Origin of the sequence: Chitinophaga sp. GbtcB8, from assembly GCF_019091455.1 — a bacterium.
In the GTDB taxonomy this organism is placed as follows: domain Bacteria; phylum Bacteroidota; class Bacteroidia; order Chitinophagales; family Chitinophagaceae; genus Chitinophaga.
In genome coordinates, this window is the sequence record NZ_JAGXJN010000018.1 from 68,963 (window position 1) to 93,043 (window position 24,081).

Here is a 24,081-nt window from a genome sequence, read left to right on the forward strand (position 1 = left end):
GCTGAATGCTTAATGCCGAATGCATAACGCTGAGTACTATGTTTAAGAAGTAGTACATAAAATGTGAAGTGCAAATCCTAACCTGCTTAACACGTTTTACAATTAAGGGTGTAATAATAGCGGTAAGCATTCAGCGTTCGGCTTTCAGCGTAACAAAGTTTCATCAAACAACTTCAAGATCCGCTTATACTCATCTGTCCAGCTGCTGGGGGTAGTAAAGCCATGATCTTCTACCGGGAATACGGCCAGCTCCCAGTTATCTTTACCCAGCTCAATAAGGCGTTGCGACAGCCGTACAATATCCTGGAAATGCACATTCTCATCTACCATACCATGGCACATCAGCAGGCGGCCTTTTAATCCGTTTGCAAAATAAATGGGAGAGGAGCGGCGGTAAGCAATACTATCTGTAAAAGGCTCATTCAAAATGTTGCTGGTATAACCGTGGTTATAATGCGCCCAGTCTGTAACAGAGCGCAGGGCAGCGCCGCCGGCAAATACATCCGGCGTGGTGAACAGGGCCATCAGCGTCATAAAACCACCATAGCTGCCACCGTATATGCCTATACGTTTTTTATCAATGCCCTGCTGGGTAACCAGGTATTGAGCGCCATCTACCTGGTCGTCCAGGTCTTTGCCTCCCATATAACGGTAAATGCCCGTGCGCCAGCTGCGCCCGTAACCGGCGCTGCCGCGGTAGTCAATATCCAGCACAGTATAACCTTTATCGGCCAGCAGGTTATGGAACATGTATTCTCTAAAGTACTGGCTCCACCATTTATGTGCATTTTGCAGGTAGCCTGCGCCATGTACAAATATTACAGCAGCGCCATTCTTTTTACCGGCAGCAGGTGTAAAGAGGCGGGCATACACGGTAGCGCCATCGCGGGCAGTGAAGGTTACTACTTCCGCATCGCGCCAGGGGTAAGCACGGAATTCGGCAGATTGCGCCTGGTTGGTTACCTGCACGGGCTGCGCGCCGGTTTTGTTAGCTACTACATATAGTTCCCAGGGTTTGGTAGTATAGGAATAGCGGTAAGCGATCCACTGTTCATCCGGCGACAGGAACATTTCATGCGCCCCTTTATTATGGGTAAGCTGCTCTTTATTGCTGCCATTGATGTTAATGCGGTACAGCTGTTTTTCGCCGGGATGTACTTCATTGGTTACAATGTAAAAGTGCTGCTTATCCTGCGACAGCTGCACATCCTGCACTTCATACTTACCGCTGGTAATGGCTTTGGTTTGCAGGGTGTTTACATTGGTAGTGTATAAATGGGCGTAACCGCTGGCCTCTGACTGGTACCAGCAGGTGTTCTCATCTATCCAGCCCAGGTTGGCGCGGCCTGCCCAGCCTATGCCGGGGCCGGCTATCCAGGCTTCATCGCGCTGGCGGTTCAGCAGTTTTAGCTGCCCGGTAAGGGCATCCAGCAGCATGATCCAGCGGTCTTTATTGTCTTCTGAACGGATGTCAACTATAGCATGTGTACCATTATCAGACCAGTAAGGGCCATGGATCACTACGGGCCTGGGTTTGGGCGTTTTAACGGTATCCTTCTTTTTCGTATAATCTTTCAGGTAATCCGGCTGGTCGGTAATGCCGGGTATATGATTTGTGCGGATGGCAATAATGGTATCCCGCTGCCGGTCGTACACAAAACTTTCAAAGGTACCCTGTGCTGCGCCTACTTTGGTGCGGCCGGAGATATCTTCTGTAAACCCGCTTTCTGTTACATAACTGGGCACAATGGTAGTATGCACACCGGTAGGCCCGCGGTACAGGCGGTAGGTAATAAAACGTCCGTCCGGGCTAATGATGGTGTTTTCATGGTTCTTGTCGGCTGTATAAATGGTGCGCAGCTTTTCCGGCTCCTGTGCCTTACGGAATAGTTTGGCGCTGTCTTTTTTTACTTTGGCATCTTTCAGCACCTGCATCAGCTCCAGCTGCTGGTTATGCAGGTATTCTTCCTGGTCGTTGAGGCTGGAGGGGCTTTCAGAAGGGGCGCTGCCTTTCTGGAAGCTGGTGAGCTGCTCTGTTACGCCGCTGCTGAGATCCCAGGCAAACAGGTTTTGCTCCTGCTGGTACACGATCTTCTTTTCTGCAAAGCTGAACAGGGGGTTGCTTTCATATACATTGGTGCTGGTAATACGGCGTATATTGCCGGTTCTTACTTCCAGCAGGTAAATGTCGCCGTTATAGCTATACACCATTAAAGACTTGTCCCGGTTATAGCTGCCGCCGGATTGTGCCAGCAGCAAAGCCCTGTTGCGGGCAGGGGTTTTAAGCGGGGTAGTATTATCTACCGTAGCCATGTACAGGGAATCTGACAGCGTTTTTTCCGGGTTCCAGGTAAAATAGATGGTTTTATTATCAGTGCCCCAGAACACATTATCAGGGGAGGTACCTATCCATTTCGGGTCGCGCATGATCATATTCACGGTTAGGGCGGGCGCCTGTTGTGCATAGGTATTTTCAAAGCTCAATAAAATAATGGCCGGGATCATCCATTTTCTCATAGCAGAGTTTTATTTTGCTAAAAGTATAAAAAGGGGAAACATAATCCTATGAGACCGGTACCTGACCTGCGGTTATGTGCCGGGTAATTTATAAACCAATAGCCAGATGAAATACCATTTATATTTACTGTTCCTGCTGGCAGTGGCCTGCCAAACCGCTCCTGTAAAGCAGCCTGAGCCTGTTACAGAGGATAACACCTTTTTAACCGGTACTTTTTTCCTGGTACGGCATGCTGAAAAGAATCCGGGGGTAGATTCTACTCTTACGCTGGAAGGGGAGGAGCGGGCCCGGAAACTCCTGGAGCTGTTAAAAGATTCCGGTTTACAGAAGATCTACTTTACGCCCTATAAAAGAACGGTACAAACTGCCGACCCGCTGGTAGCGCAGCTGCACCTGGATACGGTGTTCTACAAAGCGGATAGCTCCGGTGAATCACTCATTTATGAAATTACCCGCCACCAGGACTGGGGTAAACGTGTACTGATCGTAGGCCACAGCAATACCCTCATACCGATGCTGCATGCCCTGAAAGCTAAGCCGCTGCCGGATTCCATTGGAGACAGTCAGTTCGGTAATCTCTTTATTGTTTATAAGCGCCGTGATTCGGTACGTTTGCTGCATCAGCAGTATTAATCGTCATTGCTTCGTTCCTCGCAATGATGTGCGCGCAGCCTCGCAATGACGGTGACGGCAGTTTTATTAATTAAAGCAGAATACCCTGCATCAGCGCGTACGCTACACTGAAATAGATGAGCAGTCCCGTTACATCAACCAGGGTGGCTACAAAGGGTGCGGAAGAAGTAGCCGGGTCAGCGCCCAGCCTTTTCAATAATAAGGGTAACATGGAGCCGGAAAGGGTGCCCCATAATACTACGCCTACCAGGGAAAAACCTACGGTAGTGCCAATGAGAAAAGTATGCTCCCCATAGGTATGGAACAGGGAGTTCCATAACAGGATGCGCATAAAACCGATCAGGCCCAGGATGCCGCCCAGCATCAGGCCGGAGAGGATCTCGCGGCGCATTACACGCCACCAGTCGGCAATAGAGATCTCGCCCAGGGCCATGGCCTGTATAATAAGGGTAGAGGCCTGTGAGCCGCTGTTGCCCCCACTGGAAATAATAAGCGGTACAAACAGGGCCAGCACTACGGCTTTGGCAATTTCATCCTCAAAAAATCCCATAGCTGTAGCCGTAAGCATTTCACCAATGAACAGCACTACCAGCCAGCCTACCCGTTTTTTTACCAGCTTTAGCAGCGGCATATCCAGGTAGGGCTCGTCCAGGGCTTCGGTACCACCTATCTTTTGAATATCTTCAGTATGTTCTTCATTGGCTATCCACAGCATATCGTCAATGGTCACAATGCCTAATAGTATGCCCTGGTCGTCAATAACCGGCAGGGCCACACGGTTTTCCACCCGGAAGGTCTGGATGGCTTCTTCCTGGTCATCATTGGCATGCAGGGCTACAAAGCGGTCATCCATCAGCGTATGCACCTGTGTATCCGGCGATACCAGCAGGAACTCCCGGATCCGGAAGTCGTCCATCAGCTTGCCTTTATCATCCACCACATAGATCACGTCAATGGTTTCGCTATCCTTGCCATGCTCGCGGATGTAGTCCAGCACCTGTTTTACGCTCCACTCTTCCAGCACGGCAATGTAGTCCGGCGTCATGATACGGCCTACACTGGTTTCGGGGTAACCTAACAGGGATAAGGTGATCTTTCGTTCTTCGGGTGTGAGCAGCTTGATCAGCTCTTTCACGGCCTCACTGGGCAGCTCACCTAAGAATGCGGCGCGGTCATCGGCCGGCAGCTCGTTCAGCAGCTCCGCTACTTTAGCGGCGGGCTGGTTGCGGATCACTTCTTCCTGCAGGGGAAAGTCCAGGATCCTGAAAGCTGCGGCAGCACGGGTTAAAGACAGATTATTGAAGATCAGATCAGCCTGTTCAGGAAGCTCATAAATGAGCTCTGCTATATCTGTAATAAGCTGATCATCCAGGTACACACGAAGTTCCGGGTGATTATGCTCATCTGCCAGCATGCTGAATTTTTCCAGTAAGGCTTCATTTTCCATAGACCATCAACTATCTGAACGAAAATAAATAAAAAAAAGTGGTTAGTGGTTAGCGGGCCTTTATATAAGTTCTGCCACGTGCTTACGGATGTTTTCACAGATAGTATCCGTAGGCAGGTCATTGGCATCTTTACCAAACGGATCTTCGATCTCTTCCGCTATCAGCTCCATACTGGCCAGCACATAAAAAATGAACACCACCATGGGTATGATCAGGTACCCTACACTGAACACATAACCAATGGGCAGGGTCATTACATAAAAGAAGATGAACTTTTTCAGGAACACGCTGTAAGAAAACGGGATAGGCGTATTCTTTATACGTTCGCAGGCGCCGCAAATGTCTGTGAAAGATTGCAGCTCCTGGTTAATGGTGATCAGCTGATCGCCACTGATCTGCTGCTGCCGGTATAGCTCATGTATGCGGCTTAAGATATGAGCGGCTGCCTGGTTGGGCACATGCTGCCCGGGCTGCGGCGTAAAGCCTGGCACTGCTTCCAGCTCCTGCGGTTCAAAACTATTCCTTAAATGATTTTTAACGCAAAAGGCATAGTTAGGGATCATGCTGCGGAAATAGGCCCGGGCAGCATCATTGCCCACCGGTAAAATGGCCTGCAGCTTTAAAGCCAGGTTACGGCTGTTATTCACCAAAGCGCCCCATTGCTTACGGCCCTCCCACCAACGGTCATACGCCGTATTGGTGCGGAACACCAGCAACAGGGAGATCACAAAACCCAGCAGGCTGTGTACAATGGAGAGCTGTTGCAGCTCTGTGTACCTGCGCAGGTTAAATACCTCCAGCTCCAGCGCGCCTATTATACCGGCATAAACGCTAAGGCCCAGGAACATAGGCGCCAGCTTACGCACGGTATCGGCCCGGTGTATGCGGAAGATAAAAGTGAACCACTCCTTTGGATTATAATTGATCATTATACTAACTATTTACACGGTAAAATATCCTTTTCCGGCCGCAAACCTAAAATTTTTACGCCTGATTTTGATAACTTGTTCCTTTACCTTTACTTTACGCTTCTTAACATATACAAGAATACAGAGCGAGCGCTATGATCAAGCCGTATTTATACATTGAAAAAACAAAGAAAAAGGGCCGGGGTGTTTTTACGAAAGAAAGGATACCCGCCGGCACCAGGATTGAAACATCGCCCGTGATCGTACTATCTTTTGATGATACGGCAAAGGCAGACAAAACCAAACTACACAACTATCTTTTTTTATGGGGCGTTCGGGAAACCCGCTCCTGTGTGGCTTTAGGCTTTTGCTCTATCTACAATCACTCTTATGATCCCAATTGTGAGTACGAGATGGACTTTGATGCGGAAACCATGAGCATCATTACCCGCCGGGAGATCAAGAAAGGCGAGGAGCTAAGCATTAACTATAATGGAGAAGTAGACAATACTTCACCGGTATGGTTTGATGTGAAGCGCCAGTAATATAAAGGGCTTCGTAAAATTATAAGGGGAGTTATCTGCCTGCCGGAATTAAAATTTGCCGGAAAGATAATTTCCCTAAATTTGTAGCTAAATATATAAGTGCTTATATAATTTGGAGCCGAAAGCGCAAAGCAGAAAGCAAAAAGCTTAATGCAGAATGCTTGACGCCGAACGCTAAAAGCTAACTGCCAACCGCTAACCGCTAAAAGCTAAAAGCATGTCCTTCTATCCATCTCTTGGTTTCCTGGTATTTGGCAGCCGTTTACGGAGGCTTAGCGAGTACTTCCTGATGGAAGTGAACAAGGTATACGAGCAGGCCGGTATACCCTTTGATGCCAGCTGGTTCCCGGTGTTCTATGTACTCTCAAAGCAACAACCCGTTCCCCTGATAGACATCGCAGATACACTGGAAATATCCCACTCCGCCGTAAGCCAGATGGTCACCAGCCTGCGAAAAAAAGGACTGGTAAAAACGGCTCCCTGCCCGGATGACGGGCGGCGGCAGCTGGTAATGCTTACTAAAAAAGGAGAGGACCTGCTGCAACAGGTACAGCCTATATGGACCGCCATTTCCGGCGCCATGACACAGCTAACGGCTTCGCATAAACAAAGCCGGCAGATCCTGGACGCCATTGCGCAGGTGGAACAGGCGGTGCAGCAGGTGCCTTTGTCGGCCCGTATTACAACTGAACTGGTGCAAACCCATCCCATACAACAATAACATACACCAAACTATGAGCGAAGCTTTCAGATACGGTATAGACCAGCTAACGGCAGGCCGTGCGCTGGACATAGCAGCCGGCCGCATACCCGCCATACTTACCCCGCAGGTAATGGCCAAAGTAAAAGCCAGCTATGAACATGTACAAACCATTGTAGCGCAGCATTCCATTGTATACGGCATTAACACCGGCTTTGGCCCTTTGTGCGATACCAAGATCTCCGAAGAGGATACCCGCGCTTTGCAATACAACATCCTGCAAAGCCATAGTGTAGGCGTAGGGGATAGTATCCCGGATGAAATAGCCCGCCTGATGCTGATCACCAAAGTGCACGCGCTGGCACAGGGCTACTCCGGTATTGCACTGGCCACGCTGGAACGTATTATATGGTTTATTGAACAGGGCATTACCCCCCTGGTGCCGGAAAAAGGCTCTGTAGGCGCTTCCGGCGATCTGGCACCGCTTGCACACCTGTTCCTTCCATTAATAGGATTGGGACATGTAAAGTATAAAGGCCAAACTATTACCGGTGCTGAAGCTTTGCAACGGGAAGGGCTGGAACCGGTTATATTAGGCCCTAAAGAAGGCCTGGCCCTGATCAATGGCACGCAGTTTATTTTAGCCTTTGCAGTAAAGGCTTTGGAGCGATTGTATTATGCGCTGGAAGCAGCGGATATTATTGGCGCTATGTCGCTGGAAGGGTTAATGGGCACCGCCAAGCCGTTTGATCCGCGCCTGCACGTTCTCCGTCCTTTCCCCGGTAACCAGCTGGTGGCGCACCGTTTAAAGGTAATGCTGGAAAATTCGGAGATCATGGCATCGCATGTGGATTGCGGCCGTGTGCAGGACCCTTACTCCCTGCGTTGTATGCCGCAGGTGCACGGCGCATCGCGCACTGCCTGGAAGCACCTGCTGGAGCTTACCTCCATTGAGCTGAATGCGGTAACGGACAACCCGATTATTTTTAGTGCAGATGATACCATCAGTGGCGGCAACTTTCACGGGCAGCCCATGGCCTTACCGCTGGATTATGCCACCATAGCGGCTGCGGAGCTGGGCAATATTTCAGACCGGCGCAGCTATATGATGATAGAAGGACGTTATGGCCTGCCTAAGCTGCTGATTGAAAATGCCGGCCTGAACTCCGGTTTTATGATCCCGCAATACACTACAGCTGCATTGGTCACAGAAAATAAAACGCTGTGTTTCCCTGCCAGCGCAGATAGCGTGCCTACCTCCCTGGGGCAGGAAGATCATGTATCCATGGGCTCCATCAGCGGTCGTAAGCTGCACCAGGTAATAGGCAACCTGGAATACATACTGGCTATAGAGCTGCTGTATGCCGCGCAGGCCGTGGATTTCCGCCGCCCCTTACAATCCGGTCCCATACTGGAAGCCTGCCACCGTTTTACGCGGGAGCAGGTAAGCTTTGCCAAAAAGGACCGTGTATTTGCTTATGATATACAAGCCTTACATACCATCGTCACCAATCAATCATTGGTGCGTGTAGCCAATGAAGCGGCTTTACAGCATCAATTAACTTTAAACGGTATTCATCATGACCAGTTCGGACTTTATTAACACCTACGCGGCACACCCGCATTATAAAGCGCCCCGCGGCACACAGCTGCATGCTAAAAGCTGGCAAACAGAAGCGCCTCTGCGCATGCTGCTCAATAACCTGGATCACGAAGTAGCAGAGAACCCCGATGAGCTGGTGGTGTATGGCGGCATAGGCCAGGCGGCCCGTAACCGCGAAGCCCTGCAAAAGATCATACAGCTGCTGCTGGAGCTTGATGAAGAACATTCGCTGCTTATACAATCCGGTAAGCCGGTAGGTATTGTACGTACGCATGCACAGGCGCCGCGGGTATTGCTGGCCAATAGTAACCTGGTGCCTAAATGGGCTACCTGGGAACATTTTAACGAGCTGCGTGCAAAAGGTTTAATGATGTTTGGGCAAATGACAGCCGGCAGCTGGATCTATATAGGTACGCAGGGCATTTTACAGGGCACCTATGAAACCTTTGTGGAATGCGGGCGCCGGCATTTTGATGGCAGCCTGAAAGGTAAGCTGTTAGTAACAGCCGGTTTAGGTGGTATGGGGGGCGCTCAGCCACTGGCCGCTACCATGGCCGGTGCAGTGTTACTGGGTGCAGATGTGGACCCGGCACGTATTCAGAAACGCCTGGATACCCGCTACATTGACCGCATGACGCACTCTTACGAAGAAGCCATACAATGGGCGCAGGAAGCTAAAGCCAAAGGGCAGGCGCTTTCTATAGGGCTGGTAAGCGATGCAGGTGATCTGCTGGAAAAGCTGCTGCGCGATAACATTATCCCTGATATACTTACTGATCAAACTTCTGCACACGACCCGCTGAATGGTTACATACCCAACGGCCTTTCTTTAACGGAAGCTGCTGCGCTGCGTAAAAAAGATGCCGCGGCCTATGAGCAGCGCTCATTAAAAAGCATGGCCCGCCATGTTGGTTATATGCTGGCCTTGCAGGATAAGGGTGCGGTAACATTTGATTACGGCAACAACCTGCGCGAGTTTGCCAAAGCAGGCGGAGAAGCCAGGGCCTTTAATTTCCCGGGGTTCACGCCGGCGTATATACGTCCTTTGTTCTGCGAAGGTAAAGGACCTTTCCGCTGGGTAGCATTAACGGGTGATCCGGAAGATATTTATACTACCGACCGTGCGCTGATGGAAGCCTTCCCGGAGAACACCGCGCTCATTAGCTGGTTACAACAGGCGCAGCAAAAAATTGCCTTCCAGGGCTTACCCTCCCGCATATGCTGGCTGGGTTTGGGTGAGCGTGAAAAAGCAGGGCTGATCTTTAATGAGCTGGTACGTACCGGCAAAGTAAAAGCGCCCATTGTAATAGGACGCGATCATTTGGATTGTGGTTCCGTAGCCTCTCCCAACCGGGAAACAGAAGCTATGAAAGACGGCTCTGATGCGGTATCCGACTGGCCTTTGCTGAACCTGATGTCTAATACAGCAGGTGGCGCTACCTGGGTATCGTTCCACCATGGTGGCGGCGTAGGCATGGGATACTCCCAGCATGCAGGTATGGTGGTATTAGCAGATGGTACAGACCGTGCAGCTGCCTGCCTGCAGCGCGTACTGTTCAATGATCCTGCTATGGGCATTTTCCGCCATGCAGATGCAGGTTATGAAAAAGCGCAGGAGTGGGGAGATAAATTCGGGATCAGTATTTATTAGTACCTGAGTCTTTACCTAAACTTTTTTACATGTTACTGATAGGCCCTTTTTCCCAGATATTGCCCATGAGCGGGCTGCCGTTAAAAGGCCCTTTGCAGGATGAGCGATTGCCGCTGATAGAAAAGGGCGGTATACTCATAACCGGTGATACTATTACTGCCGTTGGCCGCTTTGCCATCTTGCAGCAGCAATATCCGCAATGTGAAGTACATTTTATTGACAAGCCTATGGTGCTGCTGCCGGGTTTTATTGATTGCCATACACATATTTGTTTTGATGGTAACCGCAACCGCGACTATGCTATGCGCATTGCCGGGAAAAGCTACCTGGAAATAGCCCGTGCCGGCGGCGGTATATGGGATTCAGTAATGAAAACCCGTATAGCCGATGATGTTACTTTGGCAGAGAACACCGTAGCCCGCGCCAACCGTCATTTACAGGAGGGGGTTACTACCATTGAAGTGAAAAGCGGTTACGGGCTGGATCTCGTGAATGAGGTCAAAATGCTGCAGGCCATACAAAGCGCTTCCCTGCATACCGCTGCTACGCTGGTACCTACCTGCCTGGCAGCACATATGCTGCCCAAAGATTATAAGGGTGCCCCGGCTGAATATTTAAGCTGGATCCTGGCAGAGCTATTACCCGTAATACAGGCAGAACAGCTGGCTAAGCGGGTGGATATTTTCATTGAAGAAACGGCCTTTACGCCAACGGATGCACGTACTTTTTTACTGGCTGCCAAACAGCTGGGATTTGCCGCTACGGTGCATGCAGACCAGTTCAGCGCCGGTGGCAGCGCTGTAGCTGTGGAAGCCGGCGCCCTGTCTGCCGACCACCTGGAAGCCAGTACTGAAAAAGAAATTGCACTATTGGCTGCTTCCAACACCACTGCCGTAGTATTACCCGGCGCTTCCCTGGGTTTAGGCATGCACTACGCACCGGCGCGCAAGCTGCTGGATGCAGGCGCCAGCCTGGCCATCGCCAGCGACTGGAACCCCGGCTCTGCCCCTATGGGCGACCTGCTGATACAGGCAGCTGTACTAAGCGCCGCCCAGCATTTATCCATGGCAGAAACACTGGCCGCATTAACTGTACGGGCTGCACCCGCTTTACAGCTTACGCAGGTTGGGCAGCTGGAAGCGCAATATGCAGCAGATATACAGGCTTATGCCACTGCCGATTACCGTGATATACTATATTACCAGGGTAAGCTAAAACCGGAGCTGGTATGGAAGGCCGGTATCCTGATCCAATAAACAACACATAAATGACAGCAGGCAACTATTACCAACCCACCGCTGCAAATGTATGGACCGGCCGCATTGACGGCACGGACCCGGATGTATTAAGATGGCATCAGCGTGTACAACCGGTGCATCTTTTACAGCTGCCTTCCTTAAAACCCGGCCAGCAAGGCATAGCGCTGTTAGGGTTTGCCTGTGATGAAGGAGTGCGCCGTAACAAAGGCAGGGTAGGGGCTGCCCAGGGGCCAATGGCCTTGCGTAAGGCCTGCGCTAACCTGCCGGTACATTTTAATGAGCAGCTTGTATTACTGGATGCAGGAGATATTGTTTGCCCTGATCAAAACCTGGAAGCAGCACAGGGCGCACTAAGCGATGCCGTACAACAGCTGCACGCTGCAGGTTATACTCCCATTTTACTGGGCGGCGGGCATGAAATTACGTATGGGCATGCCCGTGGTATCTATCACTCCTTTCCGGGGCAAAAGACCGGGTTAATTAATTTTGACGCCCACTTTGACCTGCGCATTCCCGCTGAGGAAGGCCCCAGCTCCGGCACCGGTTTCTGGCAGCTGGCGCAGGATTGCAGGTTGCAGGAAAAGCCTTTTCATTACCTGGCCTTAGGCATTCAAATGCATAGCAACACGCAGCAGCTATTTCGCACAGCGCGGGAGCTGGGTGTGCAAATTATTCCGGCATCGGTATTTCAGATGCAGGATCTAACCACCCTCCAAACAGCCATCACACAGTTCTTGCAACAGGTAGATAAGATCTACCTCACCATTGACCTGGATGTATTTGCCGCGCCTTTTGCGCCTGGTGTAAGCGCTACCGCTTATAACGGCATTTTACCCGGCGGCGTTTTTATGGAATGTTACCGGCTGTTATTACAAAGCGGTAAGCTGGCCGGCCTGGATATTGCAGAACTAAACCCCGCATTTGATATTGATAACCGCACGGCAAAGCTGGGAGCAGCGCTGGTGTTTGAGGCAATTACGAATTGAATGATCCCTGGTCCACCGTTGTTCGTTTCCGGACATTTTGTATTGAAACCGGACAGTGAGCGCATTATTTAGCAGTTGTACTCCATTGATTTTCATATAAATATCAAAGTGGCACTGTGTTCGTTGCGCAGGCTGTTATGCTCAACAACTATTTCAAAACCGGCTTCCGCAACCTGTTGCGTAACAGGACCCACTTCTTTGTGAATATTACAGGACTGGTGGTAGGGTTTAGCGCCTTTCTGCTGATCTTCCTGGTATTGGCATATGAGAAAAGCTTTGATACTTTTCATGCCAACAAAGAGCATATTTACCGGGTGGTAAGAATGAATAAACAGGGTGGCTATTCCGCTACGGCCTCTTTTCCCTTGGCAGCAGCATTAAGAGCAGAGCTTCCGCAGGTAGAAAGGTCGGCGGCTATTTATGGCGACCGGGATGTGCAGGTAATTGTTACCGGCGCTGCAGGTGAAACCGTGAAAAAGTTTAAAGAGCCTATTGGTGTTTTCTTTGCAGAGCCGCAGTTCTTCAGCATGTTTGATTTCAACATTATTGCAGGTAATCCCGCTAATGTCCTTAGCGAAACAAATACGGCAGTGCTTACAAAAGCAATCGCCACAAAATATTTTGGTAGCTGGCAACAGGCCATGGGCAGGGTTTTTAAAGTGTACAACCTGCCTATAAGGGTTACAGGTATTATTAATGATCCGCCATCCAATACGGATTTTCCTTTAGGTGTAGTTATATCCCATGCCACCATCAAAGCGATAGCAGGAAAAAATATAGAGAGCTGGGTGGAGCTGTGGGATGATCATTATTGTTTTGTGCAGCTGCGTGCCAACATTACTGAAGCGCGTGTGAATGCGCTGCTGCCGGCTTTCTTAAGCAAATACGTACCGGTTGATGCCGGTTATGAGCTAATGCTGCAACCGCTGAAAGAGATCCATTTTGATAAACGTTTTGATAATTTCAATCACCGCGTTTTCAGCACAGCGCTCATCACTGCATTAAGCCTTATTGGTATTTTCCTGCTTATTATTGCCTGTGTTAATTTTATAAATCTTTCAACTGCGAATGCTGTTAACCGTTCCCGGGAAGTAGGGGTGCGCAAGGCATTGGGCAGCAACCGGCAGCAATTGATAGCACAGTTCTTTGGTGAAACGGGTATTACCTGTTTTATTGCTATTGCAGTCGCTGTTATAGTGGCTGTTATTTGCATGCCTTTTATAAACCGGCTGCTGGAAATTAAAATGCCGCTGAATTTATTATTTAGTCCTGCTATTATTGGGTTTATACTATGCACCTGGCTGGTGGTAACCCTGTTGTCCGGCTTTTACCCGGCGCTGGTGCTCTCTGGTTTTAATCCCATTAGTGTGCTTAAGAACAGGGTCAGCGTGGAAAAAACAAAAGGTATCACACTCCGCAGGGGACTGGTGATCCTGCAGTTCGTAATTGCGCAGGTATTGATCATTGCCACGCTGGTAGTGGTTTCCCAGCTGAATTATTTCAGCAATGCAGATATGGGTTTTAATAAAGAAGCGGTTATAAATGCAGGTTTTCCGCAGGACAGTGTAAGCCAGGCTAAATTAACACTGGTGCACAACCTGTTAATGCAGGAGCCGGGCATACAGGCCGTAAGTTTCAGCGCCTTTGCACCGGTGGGTAGTGCCGGCTGGGCTACAGAACTGCGCCTGGGTACCAATAATACCGGTAAGGCAGATCTCATCGTGAATATGAAGCCGGCAGATACCGGCTATTTTAATATTTACAAACTGCAGCTGCTGGCAGGGCGTACTTATTTTGCTTCAGATACTGTACGGGAGTTTATTGTGAATGAAAGCCTGGCGAAAAAACTGGGTTTCAGCAACCCGCAGGATGCCATCGGCAAGCTCATTGCAGCACCGGCAAGCCGCCACCCCTGGCCTATTGTAGGCGTAGTAAAGGACTATCATATCAGCTCTCTTCGCGATCCTGTGAGTGAGGTGGTAATGACCACTTTAAAAGGATCTTACCGCATGACCAACATTAAAATAGCGCCCGGTAAAACCAGGGTGGCCATAGCTGCCATAGAAAAGGTCTGGAACAAAGTGTTCCCGGATTATGCGTTTGACTACAATTTTGTTGATGACACAGTAGCGGATTATTATAAACAGGAAAACCAGCTTTCACAGCTTTTTAAAATATTTGCAGGTCTGGCCATCTTTATATCCTGCCTGGGTTTGTACGGGCTGGTATCTTTTATGGCAGCGCGGCGCAAAAAGGAAATTGGCATCCGCAAGGTGCTGGGCGCATCTGCCGGTAATATTGTGCTGTTGTTATCCCGCGAGTTTACCATACTTATTACCATTGCATTCCTGGTAGCTGCGCCAATAGCCTGGTACTGCATGCAGGAGTGGCTGCAGCAGTATACTTTCCGGATTAACCTTGGGGTAGGATTCTTTATTATTACGCTGCTGTCTTCTGTATTGATTGCATGGCTTACTGTAGGGCATTCTGCATTAAAAGCAGCCGTAGCCAATCCGGTGAAAAGTTTGCGCACGGAATAGCATATTAATTAGACCATTGTACTCCTGGTTTTTGCTTTATCCATTCCCTGCTATGTTGCAGCTGTTGTTGCGTATCTGCGGCCAGCTGTTTCAATAAACCATCTATACCGCGCGGCGGGGCAATTTGCTCGCTGTGCATTAGCTGCATGCTGTTGCGTATGAATTGCTGCAGCGCCAGAAGGTCGTGCCAGCTGCCTAAGCGGCTGCCTGCTTCGTCTGTGAACTGTAACATAACGGGCAACGCTGCAGATCCTTCAAACAAGGGCTGCGATATTTCCAGCTGGTAATGCAGGCGTTTGATCTCTTTACGCAGATCATGCCATTTCTCCGCTGCTATATGGCCCGCAGGTATGGCAATGGCGGCATATTGCTCCTGTAAATGTTTGCTAAGCTGTTTATGGGAAAGGTGTGGTAATTGTGCCGGCTGTTTACGCAGCTTTTTAATAAAAGCCTGGGGGAAGGCCTGTATAGTAGCCTGGGCCTGCTCTTTGGCCTGCCGGGCATGATCTTTTAACAGTGCTTTAAAAAAACGGTACTGTTGCGGGCTCTTTTTAGTGTATTGCCGTAAGCTTTCCTGCTGCAGCTGCAGATCGCGCAGCGCGCCTGCCGCCTGTTGTAATATTTTCAGGAGCTTAGCATAGCGTTTCCCTTTGAACTGCTTACTGCTGAATTGTTTGATCAGTGTAAGGCAGGCCCGTGCCCTTTTTATAGAGGTGCGCAGCTTGTGCACGTGATCCGGGGCGGCCTTTTTGCCGATGGCCGGCAGCAGATCCGCTATGGTAGCACATTGCGTATCCAGGTAATGATATAAAGTTTCCCACATCATGGTCAGCTTTCTAAAGTTAACATATATTTGCTACCTAATTAAAATCCCCAATTGTCATGAAATTAATCCCCGTATTGGCAGCTACATTACTGGTAGCTGCGTTAGCAGCACCCGCAAGTGCCCAGAAATTAAAAGTAACAGAAGGCAGCCTGTCTGCACTCAAGGGACAAACAGAAATTAACACGGAGTTTACGTACGATGGTTTGAAAGTGGGCAAGTTTGATAATGAAGCCGACTACATCCAGAAGAAAACCACGGAGTATAACTCCAAAGAGGCCGGCCGTGGCGATACCTGGGCCAAAGCCTGGAAAGAGGACCGCGAAGCCCGTTACGAGCCCAAGTTTGCAGAGCTGTTTAATGAGTATGGCGGCATAAAGTCTGTGCATAACAAAAGCGCAAAGTACACGCTGATCTTTAAAACCACTTTTATTGAACCGGGTTTTAACGTAGGCGTATGGCGCAAGAATGCTTCTATGGATGCTGAAGTATGGATTGTGGAAACGGCCAGCCCGGATAAGGCAGTTGCTAAAATATCCGTTGAAAAGGCACAGGGCCGTGTGTTTGGTGGATATGACTTTGATACCGGCGTACGTATTGCAGAAGCTTATGCAGATGCCGGTAAAGCGTTAGGCAAGTTTATTAAAAGTAAAGCAGAGTAATAAGTAAAAAGTAAAAAAGCAAAAATTAAGAGGAGCAGCGGATAATCATCCCCGTTTGTTCTTTTTAATTTTTGCTTTTTTATTTTAAAATACGATGGTTTTGTTGCCGTGCACAATTACCCGGTCTTCAATATGTGCTTTTACTGCACGGGTAAGCACCTGCCTTTCAATATCGCGTCCCAGCAGCACCAGGTCATCTACCGCATGTTTATGGCTTACACGGGCCACATCCTGTTCAATAATGGGCCCTTCATCCAGGTCGTTGGTAACATAATGCGCGGTAGCGCCAATTAGTTTTACACCCCGCGTATAGGCATTCAGGTAAGGGCGTGCGCCTGCAAAGGCAGGTAAAAAAGAGTGATGGATATTAATGATGCGGCCGGGAAATTCTTTCACAAAATCAGGCGATAAGATCTGCATGTAACGCGCCAGCACAATGAAATCCACCTGTTGCTGCTGTAACAGCGTAATGGCCTGCTGTTCCTGCTGCGCTTTGTTTTGCGCGGTTACCGGCAGGTAATGAAAGGGAATATCAAAGTCGGCTGCCAGCTTTTGCAGATCATTGTGGTTAGAGATCACTACAGGAATATCTACTTCCAGCTCCCCGCTGCGCCAGCGCCACAGCAGCTCCATAATGCAGTGGTCATATCTGGATACCATGATGGCCATCCGTTTGCGATGGTCTGTATAGTCAATACGCCATTCCATATGCCGGGGTAAAGCCACCTTTTCCCGGAAATCGGCCTCCAGCTGCTCCCGGCTGATGCTGGTATTTTCCAGGTGAAAGACCATGCGCATAAAGAACAGGCCTTCCCGCGGATCGGTGCTGTGCTGGCTGGCATCCAGGATATTGGCGCCATGGGAGTACAGGAACTGGGATACCCCCGCCACAATGCCGGGACGGTCAGGGCAGCAGATCAATAGGCGGCCGGTGATATCGGTATATGGATGCATGTAAATAGTAGCTTTTATGGATATGTAAAATAATAAGAAAAGTCCACAGGCCATAGTCCAGGGTCCAGGGATCGCAGACTGTGGACTATCGATCATTTATATAAAGGGCCATTGACTTTTGTTAGATTTGCTTTCCAGGACAGCAAGCATGAAAAAAATAGGCCTTCTTTCAGATACCCACAGCTACCTGCATCCGCAGGTGTTCAAACATTTTGAGAATGTAGACGAGATCTGGCATGCCGGTGATATCGGCAATACCGGCCTGGCCGATGAGCTGGAAGCCTTTAAACCTTTCAGGGCTGTGTATGGCAATATTGACGGCGCGGATATCCGTATCCGTTACCCTGAAAACCTGCATTTTGAGGTAGAGGGCGTAAAAGTGTTCATGACCCATATAGGCGGTTACCCGGGCAAATATGCGCCCGGCGTAAAAGCGCAGCTGTTGCAGCAGCAGCCCAAACTATTTATTTGCGGGCATTCCCACATTCTGAAAGTAATTCCTGATCCTGCCCTGCAGCTGCTGCACATTAATCCCGGAGCCTGCGGTTTGCAGGGCTGGCATAAAGTAAAAACGCTGGTGCGGTTTGAGCTGCATGCGGGCAACATCCAACAGCTGGAAGTAATAGAAATTAAATAGCCTGATTATTAACTATTAGCTAATAAGCTGTTATTCACTGCTGAAAGCTCTAAATTGTATTGTTGGCTGGCCTGGGCAGTACGATGGTTAAAAATAAACCCTCCCCTAAATGCAAAGAGCACTGATGCTTGTAACACCAGTGCTCTTTATTATTCATTCTTAATCTTAATTCTTAATTATTTCGCTTTTGCGAATTCGGAGCGGATCACATTCAGTGCGCCACCGGCTTTAAACCACTCGATCTGTTGTTCGTTATAAGTGTGGTTTACGGTAATGCTATCGCTGGTGCCGTTTTTGTGATTAACTACTACGGTCAGGGTTTTGCCGGGCGTAAAATCAGTCAGGCCAATAATATCAAACGTATCATCTTCCTGGATCTTTTCGTAATCATCCTTATCCACAAAGGTCAGTGCCAGCATACCCTGTTTTTTCAGGTTGGTTTCGTGTATGCGTGCAAATGATTTTACCAGGATGGCTCTTACACCCAGGTGGCGGGGCTCCATAGCTGCGTGCTCGCGGCTGGAACCTTCCCCATAGTTTTCATCGCCCACCACCACAGAACCAATGCCTGCAGCTTTGTAAGCGCGCTGGGTAGCCGGTACCGGGCCGTATTCGCCTGTCAGCTCATTCTTAACGGTATCGGTTTTATCGTTAAAGGCATTTACTGCGCCTATCAGCATGTTGTTGGAGATATTATCCAGGTGTCCACGGTATTTTAACCAGGGGCCGGCCATGGAAATTTGGTCCGTAGTACATTTACCTTTTGCTTTGATCAGCAGCTTCAAACCTTTCAGGTCAACACCTTCCCAGGCGCTGAACGGAGCCAGTAGCTCCAAACGGTCGCTTGTGGGGGATACAACTACCTGTACACCGCGGCCATCGGCAGCAGGAGCCTGGTAACCCGCATCTTCTACAGCAAAGCCTTTGGAAGGCATTTCGTAACCGGTAGGTTCATCCAGCATTACTTCTTTACCGTCTTTGGTTTTCAGCTTATCTGTCAGCGGGTTAAAGGTCAGGTTGCCGGCAATGGCCAGCGCCGTTACTATTTCCGGAGAAGCCACAAATGCGTGCGTAGAGGCCAGGCCGTCATTACGTTTTGCAAAGTTGCGGTTAAAGGAGGTAATGATAGAGTTCTTACGGTTAGGATCGTCTATATGACGCGCCCATTGCCCGATACAGGGACCGCAGGCATTGGCCAGCACCACACCGCCTATTTTGTCAAAGGTATCCAGCAGGCCATCTCTTTCAATGGTGAAACGTACCAGCTCAGAACCGGGGGTAATGGTAAATTCGGATCTTACATCCAGGTTCTTGTCAATGGCTTGTTTGGCCAGGGAGGCAGAACGGGAAATATCTTCGTAGGAAGAGTTGGTGCAGGAGCCTATCAGGGCTACTTCCAGTTTTTCCGGCCAGTTGTTTTCTTTAACTGCCTGTGCAAATTTAGAGATAGGCCACGCCAGGTCCGGAGTAAAAGGACCATTCACATAAGGTTCCAGCTCATTCAGGTCTATTTCAATCACCTGGTCATAGAACTTATCAGAACCGGTATATACTTCCGGGTCAGGACGCAGGTGCTCTTTTACAGCATCAGCCAGGGCAGCAACATCTGCACGGCCGGTGCCTTTCAGGTAAGCAGCCATTTTATCATCATAGGCGAATACGGAACAGGTAGCACCTATTTCCGCACCCATGTTACAGATGGTAGCTTTACCGGTAGCGCTCAGGCTATCTGCGCCTTCGCCAAAATATTCAACAATAGCACCGGTACCGCCTTTTACGGTCAGGATGCCGGCTACTTTCAGGATCACGTCTTTGGCAGAGGTCCAGCCGCTCATTTTACCGGTCAGCTTTACACCGATCAGCTTAGGCATTTTCAGTTCCCAGGGCAGGCCGGCCATTACGTCTACAGCGTCTGCACCGCCTACGCCAATGGCTAACATACCTAAACCGCCCGCATTGGGCGTGTGGGAATCCGTACCGATCATCATACCACCGGGAAATGCATAGTTCTCCAGCACTACCTGGTGAATGATGCCTGCACCGGGTTTCCAGAAACCGATACCGTATTTATTAGAGATTGAGGAGAGAAATTCGTAAACTTCCTTATTGGTGTCTTTTGCCGTGGCCAGGTCAGCTACCGCGCCTGTTTTGGCTTGAATGAGGTGATCACAGTGTACAGTGGATGGAACCGCTACTTTATCGCGCCCGCAGGTCATGAACTGTAACAAGGCCATCTGGGCGGTGGCATCCTGCATGGCTACACGGTCCGGGGCAAATTCTACGTAGGATTTGCCTCTTGCAAACGGCGAAGTAGCAGGTGCATACAGGTGAGCATATAAGATCTTTTCTGCCAATGTAAGCGGACGGCCTAACATTTTGCGGGTAGCTTCCACTTTACCCGGTAGTGCCGCGTACACTCCTTTAATCATTTCAATATCAAACACCATGAGAAATAAATATTTAAGTGCGGTTAAAAATTGCACCGCGAAATTAACTAAAATCACGAAGTTTTTAAAATACTAAGCGCTCGATCCTGCACAGTTTATAGCTGCATTTAATGCATATGTTTTTCATAAACTATTATAAATCATTCTATAATACATAGTTAGGATGCAGTGTTTGCTGTTCCGGGGCTTTTGCAGGTGAGGAATTTAACATAAAAGGCGATAAAAAGATCAGAAGATCCCGGTTGATAGTCCGTGCATTACGGCTTTCAGGCGGCCAACAGCGGGCTGCACTCACAGCGTTCTCTTGGTTTTCACACCGGATTTTAATAAATTTGAAGTCATGAAGCGCTTTAAGGATTTTGTGGAATGGCAGGCGTTCGGAGTCTGTGCCGCTATTGGAGATAAGCTAGGGGTGGCTACCTCCCGTATCCGCTTGTTTTTTATCTACACATCTTTCCTTACTATGGGATCACCGGTAATTATTTACATGATCCTGGCTTTTTGGGTAAACATGAAAAATTATATTCTCAACGCCCGTCGCAATCCGTTGAGGTATTTGTAGAACAATTGCAAACGCAGGTATTGCATCCCCTTTGAACTACTAAAAATTTAGCCATGGCCCGCACACCCTCCCACATGGTTCCGTTAGGAACGCCTGCCCCCGACTTTAAATTGCTGGATGTTATATCAGGTAAATGGCTGCAGTTAAAAGAATCACCGGCTGCCATTGGTACCGTGGTGATGTTCATTTGTAATCACTGTCCGTTTGTGCGTTACATACAACCTGAGCTGGTGCGGCTTTCCAAGGAATATATTGCCAAAGGCATCCGCTTCCTGGCCATCAGCGCCAATGATGCGCAGCAATACCCTGAAGACGGGCCTGCGCATATGCGGGAAGTAGCCATTGAGCTGGATTATACTTTTCCTTACTTATACGATGAAAGCCAGGAAACAGCGCATGCCTACCAGGCCGCCTGTACCCCCGACTTTTTTATTTATGATCAGTCACTGCAGCTGGTATACCGCGGGCAGCTGGATGATGCCCGTCCCGGAAATGATCAGCCCCTGAATGGCAAGGATGTGCGCGCGGCACTTAATGCCCTGCTGGATGGGCAGCCCGTAAGCCCATTGCAAAAACCCAGTGTGGGGTGTAATATTAAGTGGAAGATGGAAACAGTGAAGTAAGGCAAAACACTATAATTATTAAGAAATATACAAAATGCTGATTGCTAACACAATCGGCATTTTTATTTTATGTAAGGCTGGATATATGTTGTCACGGATGATTTTTTTTAATGCGTATTTAAACTTTCTTTAACAAACCATATCTAAATCCGAGAAAGCCGCAAAAAAGGCGATACTAAAACCAATACACTTTTATGAGCAATTCATTGAGAAACCTACTTACAGGCACACTTGCTTTGGCTGGCCTATGTTACTTTTCGTCCTGTTCCAAAAATGAGAACAATAGCGGGCAGGCACATTTACAGGTAGCGCTTACTGACGGACCGGGTGATTTTAAAGCCGTTTATATTGATGTACAGGATGTGAATATTAATTATACCGACAGTGATGATAATGGCTGGCAGTCATTATCCGGTTTCAGAAAAGGCCGTTACAACCTGCTTACACTGGTGAATGATAAAGACACTGTGCTGGCTGATGCTTACATTAAATCAGGTACTATCAAAGAGATCCGCCTGGTATTGGGCGATGACAACTGGGTAGTAACTCATGACGGCGATTCCGTTCATCTGCAAACACCCAGCGGGCAATCATCCGGTCTTAAACTGAAATTGAATTCAGATGTAACCGGCGATGTGCTTTACAAACTGGTGCTGGATTTCGACGTAGCAAAGTCTATCCATGAAGCAGGTGCTGCCGGCAAATTTATGCTTAAGCCTGTTATCAGGGGTTTTATGCAGGCGCAGGGTGGTGCTATCAGGGGTGTAACAACACCGGATTCCATTGCCACGGCTGTATTAGCGCTCAATGGTAATGATACGGTAGCCAGCACTTATACTGATCATGGTCATTACCTGATCAAAGGTATTAATGCCGGTACTTATACGCTGCACTTTATTCCCTCAGATACATTACTGAATACAATTGTGAAAGATGGGGTAACCGTAACATTAGGTCAGGTTACCACTGTGGATACCGTAAAATTGAAGTAAGCATAAAGGAAAAAGCATAAAGCAAAAAGCTGATTGCCTCGCAGATATTCGCGACAATCAGCTTTTTGCTTTATGCCTTATGCTTTCAGCTAATCTAAGTGGAAATTAGTCATGATATGATAATGATTCTGGAGCTGGTTCACGGTAAGCGCGCCCTTGATTTCCCGGTGCTCATCACGGTAGGCCAGGCGGGTTATATCGTGGCCGCCTTCCTGGGCCAGCTGTACGCTGAAAGGCCCCCGTACATACACCGCTGTATGGCCATTGCCGGTAGCGGCCGATTCATCTTTCTGGAACTTCAGCTTCAGCAGCTGTGATTCATCCAGGGGAATTTCATACAGGTCATCCAGCGAGTACCAGAATTCCTGCTGTTCATGGGTCAGTACACAAGCCTGTCTGTCCTCAGGGTTCACTTCCAGTACCTTGCCTTCCAGCAGCTCTCCTTCATACGATACTAACACTGTATCACCTGCTTTAACGTCATGTAAACGGATCATGGTGAAATTGTTTTTAGTGTGGTATGAATATAATAAAAATTGTGCACACTAACGGTGGGGAGCGGTTACATTTTTACTCACGGCTTCCCGTATACGAACCAGCTGTTCCAGCAGCTCCTCCAGCAGATCCAGGCGCAGCATGTTAGCCCCGTCTGATAAGGCTTTGGAAGGATCAGGATGCGTTTCTATGAACAGCCCGTCTGCCCCGGTAGCAATCGCTGCCTTGGCTATAGTGCTGATCATTTGCGGATTACCGCCGGTAACGCCGCTGGTTTGATTAGGCTGCTGCAGGGAGTGGGTGCAATCCATTACCACCGGTACGCCATGCCCGCGCATAATGGGAATGTTACGGTAGTCCACTACCAGGTCCTGGTAGCCAAAAGTGGTACCGCGTTCTGTAAGTATCACCTGGTTATTGCCCGCCTGTTTAATTTTTTCCACGGCAAACTTCATAGCGTCGCCACTCACAAACTGTCCCTTTTTTACGTTCACTACCTTGCCGGTTTCTGCGGCTGCCAGCAGAATGTCTGTTTGCCGGCATAAAAAGGCCGGTATCTGCAGCACATCCACATAAGCGGCTGCCATAGCTGCTTCTGCGGCAGAGTGAATATCAGAAGTTACCGGCAGGTTAAAGGTTTGCCCGGTTTTTTGCAGCAGGTCCAGCCCTTCCACATCGCCCATACCGGTAAAGGAATGAATGCTGGTGCGGTTAGCCTTGCGGTACGATGCTTTGAAAATATAAGGGATGTTCAGCCGCTTGCAGATGCCGGAAACCTTCTCTGCCACGGTTGTTAACAGCTCCTCGCTTTCCACTACACAGGGGCCGGCTATCAGGAAAAAATTGTCAGGATTATATTGCTCTTTGAACAAAGATTTCAAATGATTCATCTGCATTTTAATTTGAGGACGTAAAGGTACGGAATCCGCTAAATGTTTAAATTGTCATAATATTGTAACCGGCCAATCATCACCACCGGTTATGCTAATGATGTAAAGAGAAGATTGTTGAATCATTGTCATGTACCCGTGTGCAATGTTCTTAATATTCCCTGAAGCCATTAATATTACGGATCAAATGTGTGCTGCACTTAAA

The 24,081-nt window shown here is 48.8% G+C and carries 21 protein-coding genes; 13 read left to right on the plus strand and 8 right to left on the minus strand.

Annotated elements, in window-relative coordinates:
• Positions 1-144 precede the first annotated feature (144 nt).
• Positions 145-2,517: a prolyl oligopeptidase family serine peptidase gene (locus tag KVT36_RS16895; RefSeq protein WP_217604652.1), complete on the minus strand. Its 2,373-nt coding sequence runs from the start codon at positions 2,515-2,517 to the stop codon at positions 145-147.
• A 106-nt stretch (positions 2,518-2,623) separates the two neighbouring features.
• Here KVT36_RS16895 and KVT36_RS16900 point away from each other — a divergent pair, with 106 nt between their 5' ends.
• On the plus strand, positions 2,624-3,151 hold the full coding sequence (locus KVT36_RS16900) for a histidine phosphatase family protein (protein ID WP_217604653.1): 528 nt from the start codon (positions 2,624-2,626) through the stop codon (positions 3,149-3,151).
• A 70-nt stretch (positions 3,152-3,221) separates the two neighbouring features.
• On the opposite strand, the gene mgtE is transcribed toward KVT36_RS16900, so the two are convergent.
• A complete protein-coding gene (gene mgtE / locus KVT36_RS16905) occupies positions 3,222-4,598 on the minus strand; it encodes a magnesium transporter (protein ID WP_217604654.1) in 1,377 nt (458 codons plus the stop codon).
• 60 nt (positions 4,599-4,658) lie between these two features.
• The gene (locus tag KVT36_RS16910) at positions 4,659-5,528 is read right to left on the minus strand and encodes a bestrophin family protein (RefSeq protein ID WP_217604655.1); all 870 of its coding nucleotides are present in this window, start codon (positions 5,526-5,528) and stop codon (positions 4,659-4,661) included.
• 134 nt (positions 5,529-5,662) lie between these two features.
• On the opposite strand from KVT36_RS16910, the gene KVT36_RS16915 reads away from it, so the two are divergent.
• The 7 genes from KVT36_RS16915 to KVT36_RS16945 all read left to right on the plus strand — a co-directional run bounded on the left by KVT36_RS16915 (position 5,663) and on the right by KVT36_RS16945 (position 14,791).
• Complete coding sequence (locus tag KVT36_RS16915) at positions 5,663-6,052, plus strand: SET domain-containing protein (RefSeq protein WP_217604656.1); 390 nt, start codon at positions 5,663-5,665, stop codon at positions 6,050-6,052.
• 217 nt (positions 6,053-6,269) lie between these two features.
• Positions 6,270-6,773: a MarR family winged helix-turn-helix transcriptional regulator gene (locus KVT36_RS16920; RefSeq protein ID WP_217604657.1), complete on the plus strand. Its 504-nt coding sequence runs from the start codon at positions 6,270-6,272 to the stop codon at positions 6,771-6,773.
• 13 nt (positions 6,774-6,786) lie between these two features.
• Positions 6,787-8,355 (plus strand): histidine ammonia-lyase, encoded by a 1,569-nt coding sequence (hutH, locus tag KVT36_RS16925; protein ID WP_217604658.1) that lies wholly within the window; start codon positions 6,787-6,789, stop codon positions 8,353-8,355.
• A complete protein-coding gene (gene hutU / locus KVT36_RS16930) occupies positions 8,333-10,006 on the plus strand; it encodes a urocanate hydratase (protein WP_217604659.1) in 1,674 nt (557 codons plus the stop codon). The genes hutH and hutU overlap by 23 nt, the downstream gene beginning before the upstream one ends.
• A 29-nt stretch (positions 10,007-10,035) precedes the next feature.
• Positions 10,036-11,262: an imidazolonepropionase gene (hutI, locus tag KVT36_RS16935; protein WP_217604660.1), complete on the plus strand. Its 1,227-nt coding sequence runs from the start codon at positions 10,036-10,038 to the stop codon at positions 11,260-11,262.
• 11 nt (positions 11,263-11,273) lie between these two features.
• Complete coding sequence (gene hutG / locus KVT36_RS16940) at positions 11,274-12,251, plus strand: formimidoylglutamase (RefSeq protein WP_217604661.1); 978 nt, start codon at positions 11,274-11,276, stop codon at positions 12,249-12,251.
• Positions 12,252-12,367: 116 nt separating this feature from the next.
• Positions 12,368-14,791: an ABC transporter permease gene (locus tag KVT36_RS16945; RefSeq protein WP_217604662.1), complete on the plus strand. Its 2,424-nt coding sequence runs from the start codon at positions 12,368-12,370 to the stop codon at positions 14,789-14,791.
• Positions 14,792-14,795: 4 nt separating this feature from the next.
• Here KVT36_RS16945 and KVT36_RS16950 read toward each other — a convergent pair whose 3' ends face one another.
• Positions 14,796-15,617 (minus strand): CHAD domain-containing protein, encoded by an 822-nt coding sequence (locus KVT36_RS16950; RefSeq protein WP_217604663.1) that lies wholly within the window; start codon positions 15,615-15,617, stop codon positions 14,796-14,798.
• A gap of 56 nt (positions 15,618-15,673) precedes the next feature.
• Here KVT36_RS16950 and KVT36_RS16955 point away from each other — a divergent pair, with 56 nt between their 5' ends.
• Positions 15,674-16,276 (plus strand): hypothetical protein, encoded by a 603-nt coding sequence (locus KVT36_RS16955; protein ID WP_217604664.1) that lies wholly within the window; start codon positions 15,674-15,676, stop codon positions 16,274-16,276.
• Positions 16,277-16,360: 84 nt separating this feature from the next.
• Here KVT36_RS16955 and purU read toward each other — a convergent pair whose 3' ends face one another.
• Complete coding sequence (gene purU / locus KVT36_RS16960; protein WP_217604665.1) at positions 16,361-17,230, minus strand: formyltetrahydrofolate deformylase; 870 nt, start codon at positions 17,228-17,230, stop codon at positions 16,361-16,363.
• 148 nt (positions 17,231-17,378) lie between these two features.
• On the opposite strand from purU, the gene KVT36_RS16965 reads away from it, so the two are divergent.
• Positions 17,379-17,867 (plus strand): metallophosphoesterase, encoded by a 489-nt coding sequence (locus KVT36_RS16965; protein WP_089913497.1) that lies wholly within the window; start codon positions 17,379-17,381, stop codon positions 17,865-17,867.
• 176 nt (positions 17,868-18,043) lie between these two features.
• Here the strand turns inward: KVT36_RS16965 and KVT36_RS16970 are convergent, their stop codons facing one another.
• Positions 18,044-20,314 carry an aconitate hydratase gene (locus KVT36_RS16970; protein ID WP_217604666.1) on the minus strand — a complete coding sequence of 757 codons (2,271 nt, stop codon included), beginning with the start codon at positions 20,312-20,314 and terminating at the stop codon, positions 18,044-18,046.
• Positions 20,315-20,654: 340 nt separating this feature from the next.
• On the opposite strand from KVT36_RS16970, the gene KVT36_RS16975 reads away from it, so the two are divergent.
• From KVT36_RS16975 to KVT36_RS16985, 3 genes are all read left to right on the plus strand, one after another.
• Positions 20,655-20,876 carry a PspC domain-containing protein gene (locus KVT36_RS16975; RefSeq protein ID WP_089914236.1) on the plus strand — a complete coding sequence of 74 codons (222 nt, stop codon included), beginning with the start codon at positions 20,655-20,657 and terminating at the stop codon, positions 20,874-20,876.
• A gap of 53 nt (positions 20,877-20,929) precedes the next feature.
• Positions 20,930-21,499 carry a thioredoxin family protein gene (locus KVT36_RS16980; protein WP_217604667.1) on the plus strand — a complete coding sequence of 190 codons (570 nt, stop codon included), beginning with the start codon at positions 20,930-20,932 and terminating at the stop codon, positions 21,497-21,499.
• 236 nt (positions 21,500-21,735) lie between these two features.
• Positions 21,736-22,491 carry a DUF4382 domain-containing protein gene (locus KVT36_RS16985; RefSeq protein ID WP_254640057.1) on the plus strand — a complete coding sequence of 252 codons (756 nt, stop codon included), beginning with the start codon at positions 21,736-21,738 and terminating at the stop codon, positions 22,489-22,491.
• 89 nt (positions 22,492-22,580) lie between these two features.
• On the opposite strand, the gene KVT36_RS16990 is transcribed toward KVT36_RS16985, so the two are convergent.
• Together KVT36_RS16990 and kdsA are read right to left on the minus strand one after the other, a co-directional pair.
• Positions 22,581-22,988 (minus strand): hypothetical protein, encoded by a 408-nt coding sequence (locus tag KVT36_RS16990; protein WP_217604669.1) that lies wholly within the window; start codon positions 22,986-22,988, stop codon positions 22,581-22,583.
• Between the two features lie 48 nt (positions 22,989-23,036).
• Complete coding sequence (gene kdsA / locus KVT36_RS16995; protein WP_217604670.1) at positions 23,037-23,876, minus strand: 3-deoxy-8-phosphooctulonate synthase; 840 nt, start codon at positions 23,874-23,876, stop codon at positions 23,037-23,039.
• Positions 23,877-24,081: the final 205 nt, after the last annotated feature.

Bases quoted from the DNA above. Each gene is read 5' to 3' on its own strand.
- purU (WP_217604665.1), bottom strand. From the start codon at position 17,230: ATGCATCCATATACCGATATCACCGGCCGCCTATTGATCTGCTGCCCT.
- KVT36_RS16950 (WP_217604663.1), bottom strand. From the start codon at position 15,617: ATGATGTGGGAAACTTTATATCATTACCTGGATACGCAATGTGCTACC.
- KVT36_RS16975 (WP_089914236.1), top strand. From the start codon at position 20,655: ATGAAGCGCTTTAAGGATTTTGTGGAATGGCAGGCGTTCGGAGTCTGT.
- KVT36_RS16900 (WP_217604653.1), top strand. From the start codon at position 2,624: ATGAAATACCATTTATATTTACTGTTCCTGCTGGCAGTGGCCTGCCAA.
- KVT36_RS16965 (WP_089913497.1), top strand. From the start codon at position 17,379: ATGAAAAAAATAGGCCTTCTTTCAGATACCCACAGCTACCTGCATCCG.
- KVT36_RS16955 (WP_217604664.1), top strand. From the start codon at position 15,674: ATGAAATTAATCCCCGTATTGGCAGCTACATTACTGGTAGCTGCGTTA.
- hutI (WP_217604660.1), top strand. From the start codon at position 10,036: ATGTTACTGATAGGCCCTTTTTCCCAGATATTGCCCATGAGCGGGCTG.
- hutU (WP_217604659.1), top strand. From the start codon at position 8,333: ATGACCAGTTCGGACTTTATTAACACCTACGCGGCACACCCGCATTAT.
- hutH (WP_217604658.1), top strand. From the start codon at position 6,787: ATGAGCGAAGCTTTCAGATACGGTATAGACCAGCTAACGGCAGGCCGT.
- KVT36_RS16970 (WP_217604666.1), bottom strand. From the start codon at position 20,314: ATGGTGTTTGATATTGAAATGATTAAAGGAGTGTACGCGGCACTACCG.
- KVT36_RS16980 (WP_217604667.1), top strand. From the start codon at position 20,930: ATGGCCCGCACACCCTCCCACATGGTTCCGTTAGGAACGCCTGCCCCC.
- mgtE (WP_217604654.1), bottom strand. From the start codon at position 4,598: ATGGAAAATGAAGCCTTACTGGAAAAATTCAGCATGCTGGCAGATGAG.
- KVT36_RS16990 (WP_217604669.1), bottom strand. From the start codon at position 22,988: ATGATCCGTTTACATGACGTTAAAGCAGGTGATACAGTGTTAGTATCG.
- KVT36_RS16895 (WP_217604652.1), bottom strand. From the start codon at position 2,517: ATGAGAAAATGGATGATCCCGGCCATTATTTTATTGAGCTTTGAAAAT.
- KVT36_RS16910 (WP_217604655.1), bottom strand. From the start codon at position 5,528: ATGATCAATTATAATCCAAAGGAGTGGTTCACTTTTATCTTCCGCATA.
- KVT36_RS16920 (WP_217604657.1), top strand. From the start codon at position 6,270: ATGTCCTTCTATCCATCTCTTGGTTTCCTGGTATTTGGCAGCCGTTTA.
- KVT36_RS16915 (WP_217604656.1), top strand. From the start codon at position 5,663: ATGATCAAGCCGTATTTATACATTGAAAAAACAAAGAAAAAGGGCCGG.
- kdsA (WP_217604670.1), bottom strand. From the start codon at position 23,876: ATGAATCATTTGAAATCTTTGTTCAAAGAGCAATATAATCCTGACAAT.
- hutG (WP_217604661.1), top strand. From the start codon at position 11,274: ATGACAGCAGGCAACTATTACCAACCCACCGCTGCAAATGTATGGACC.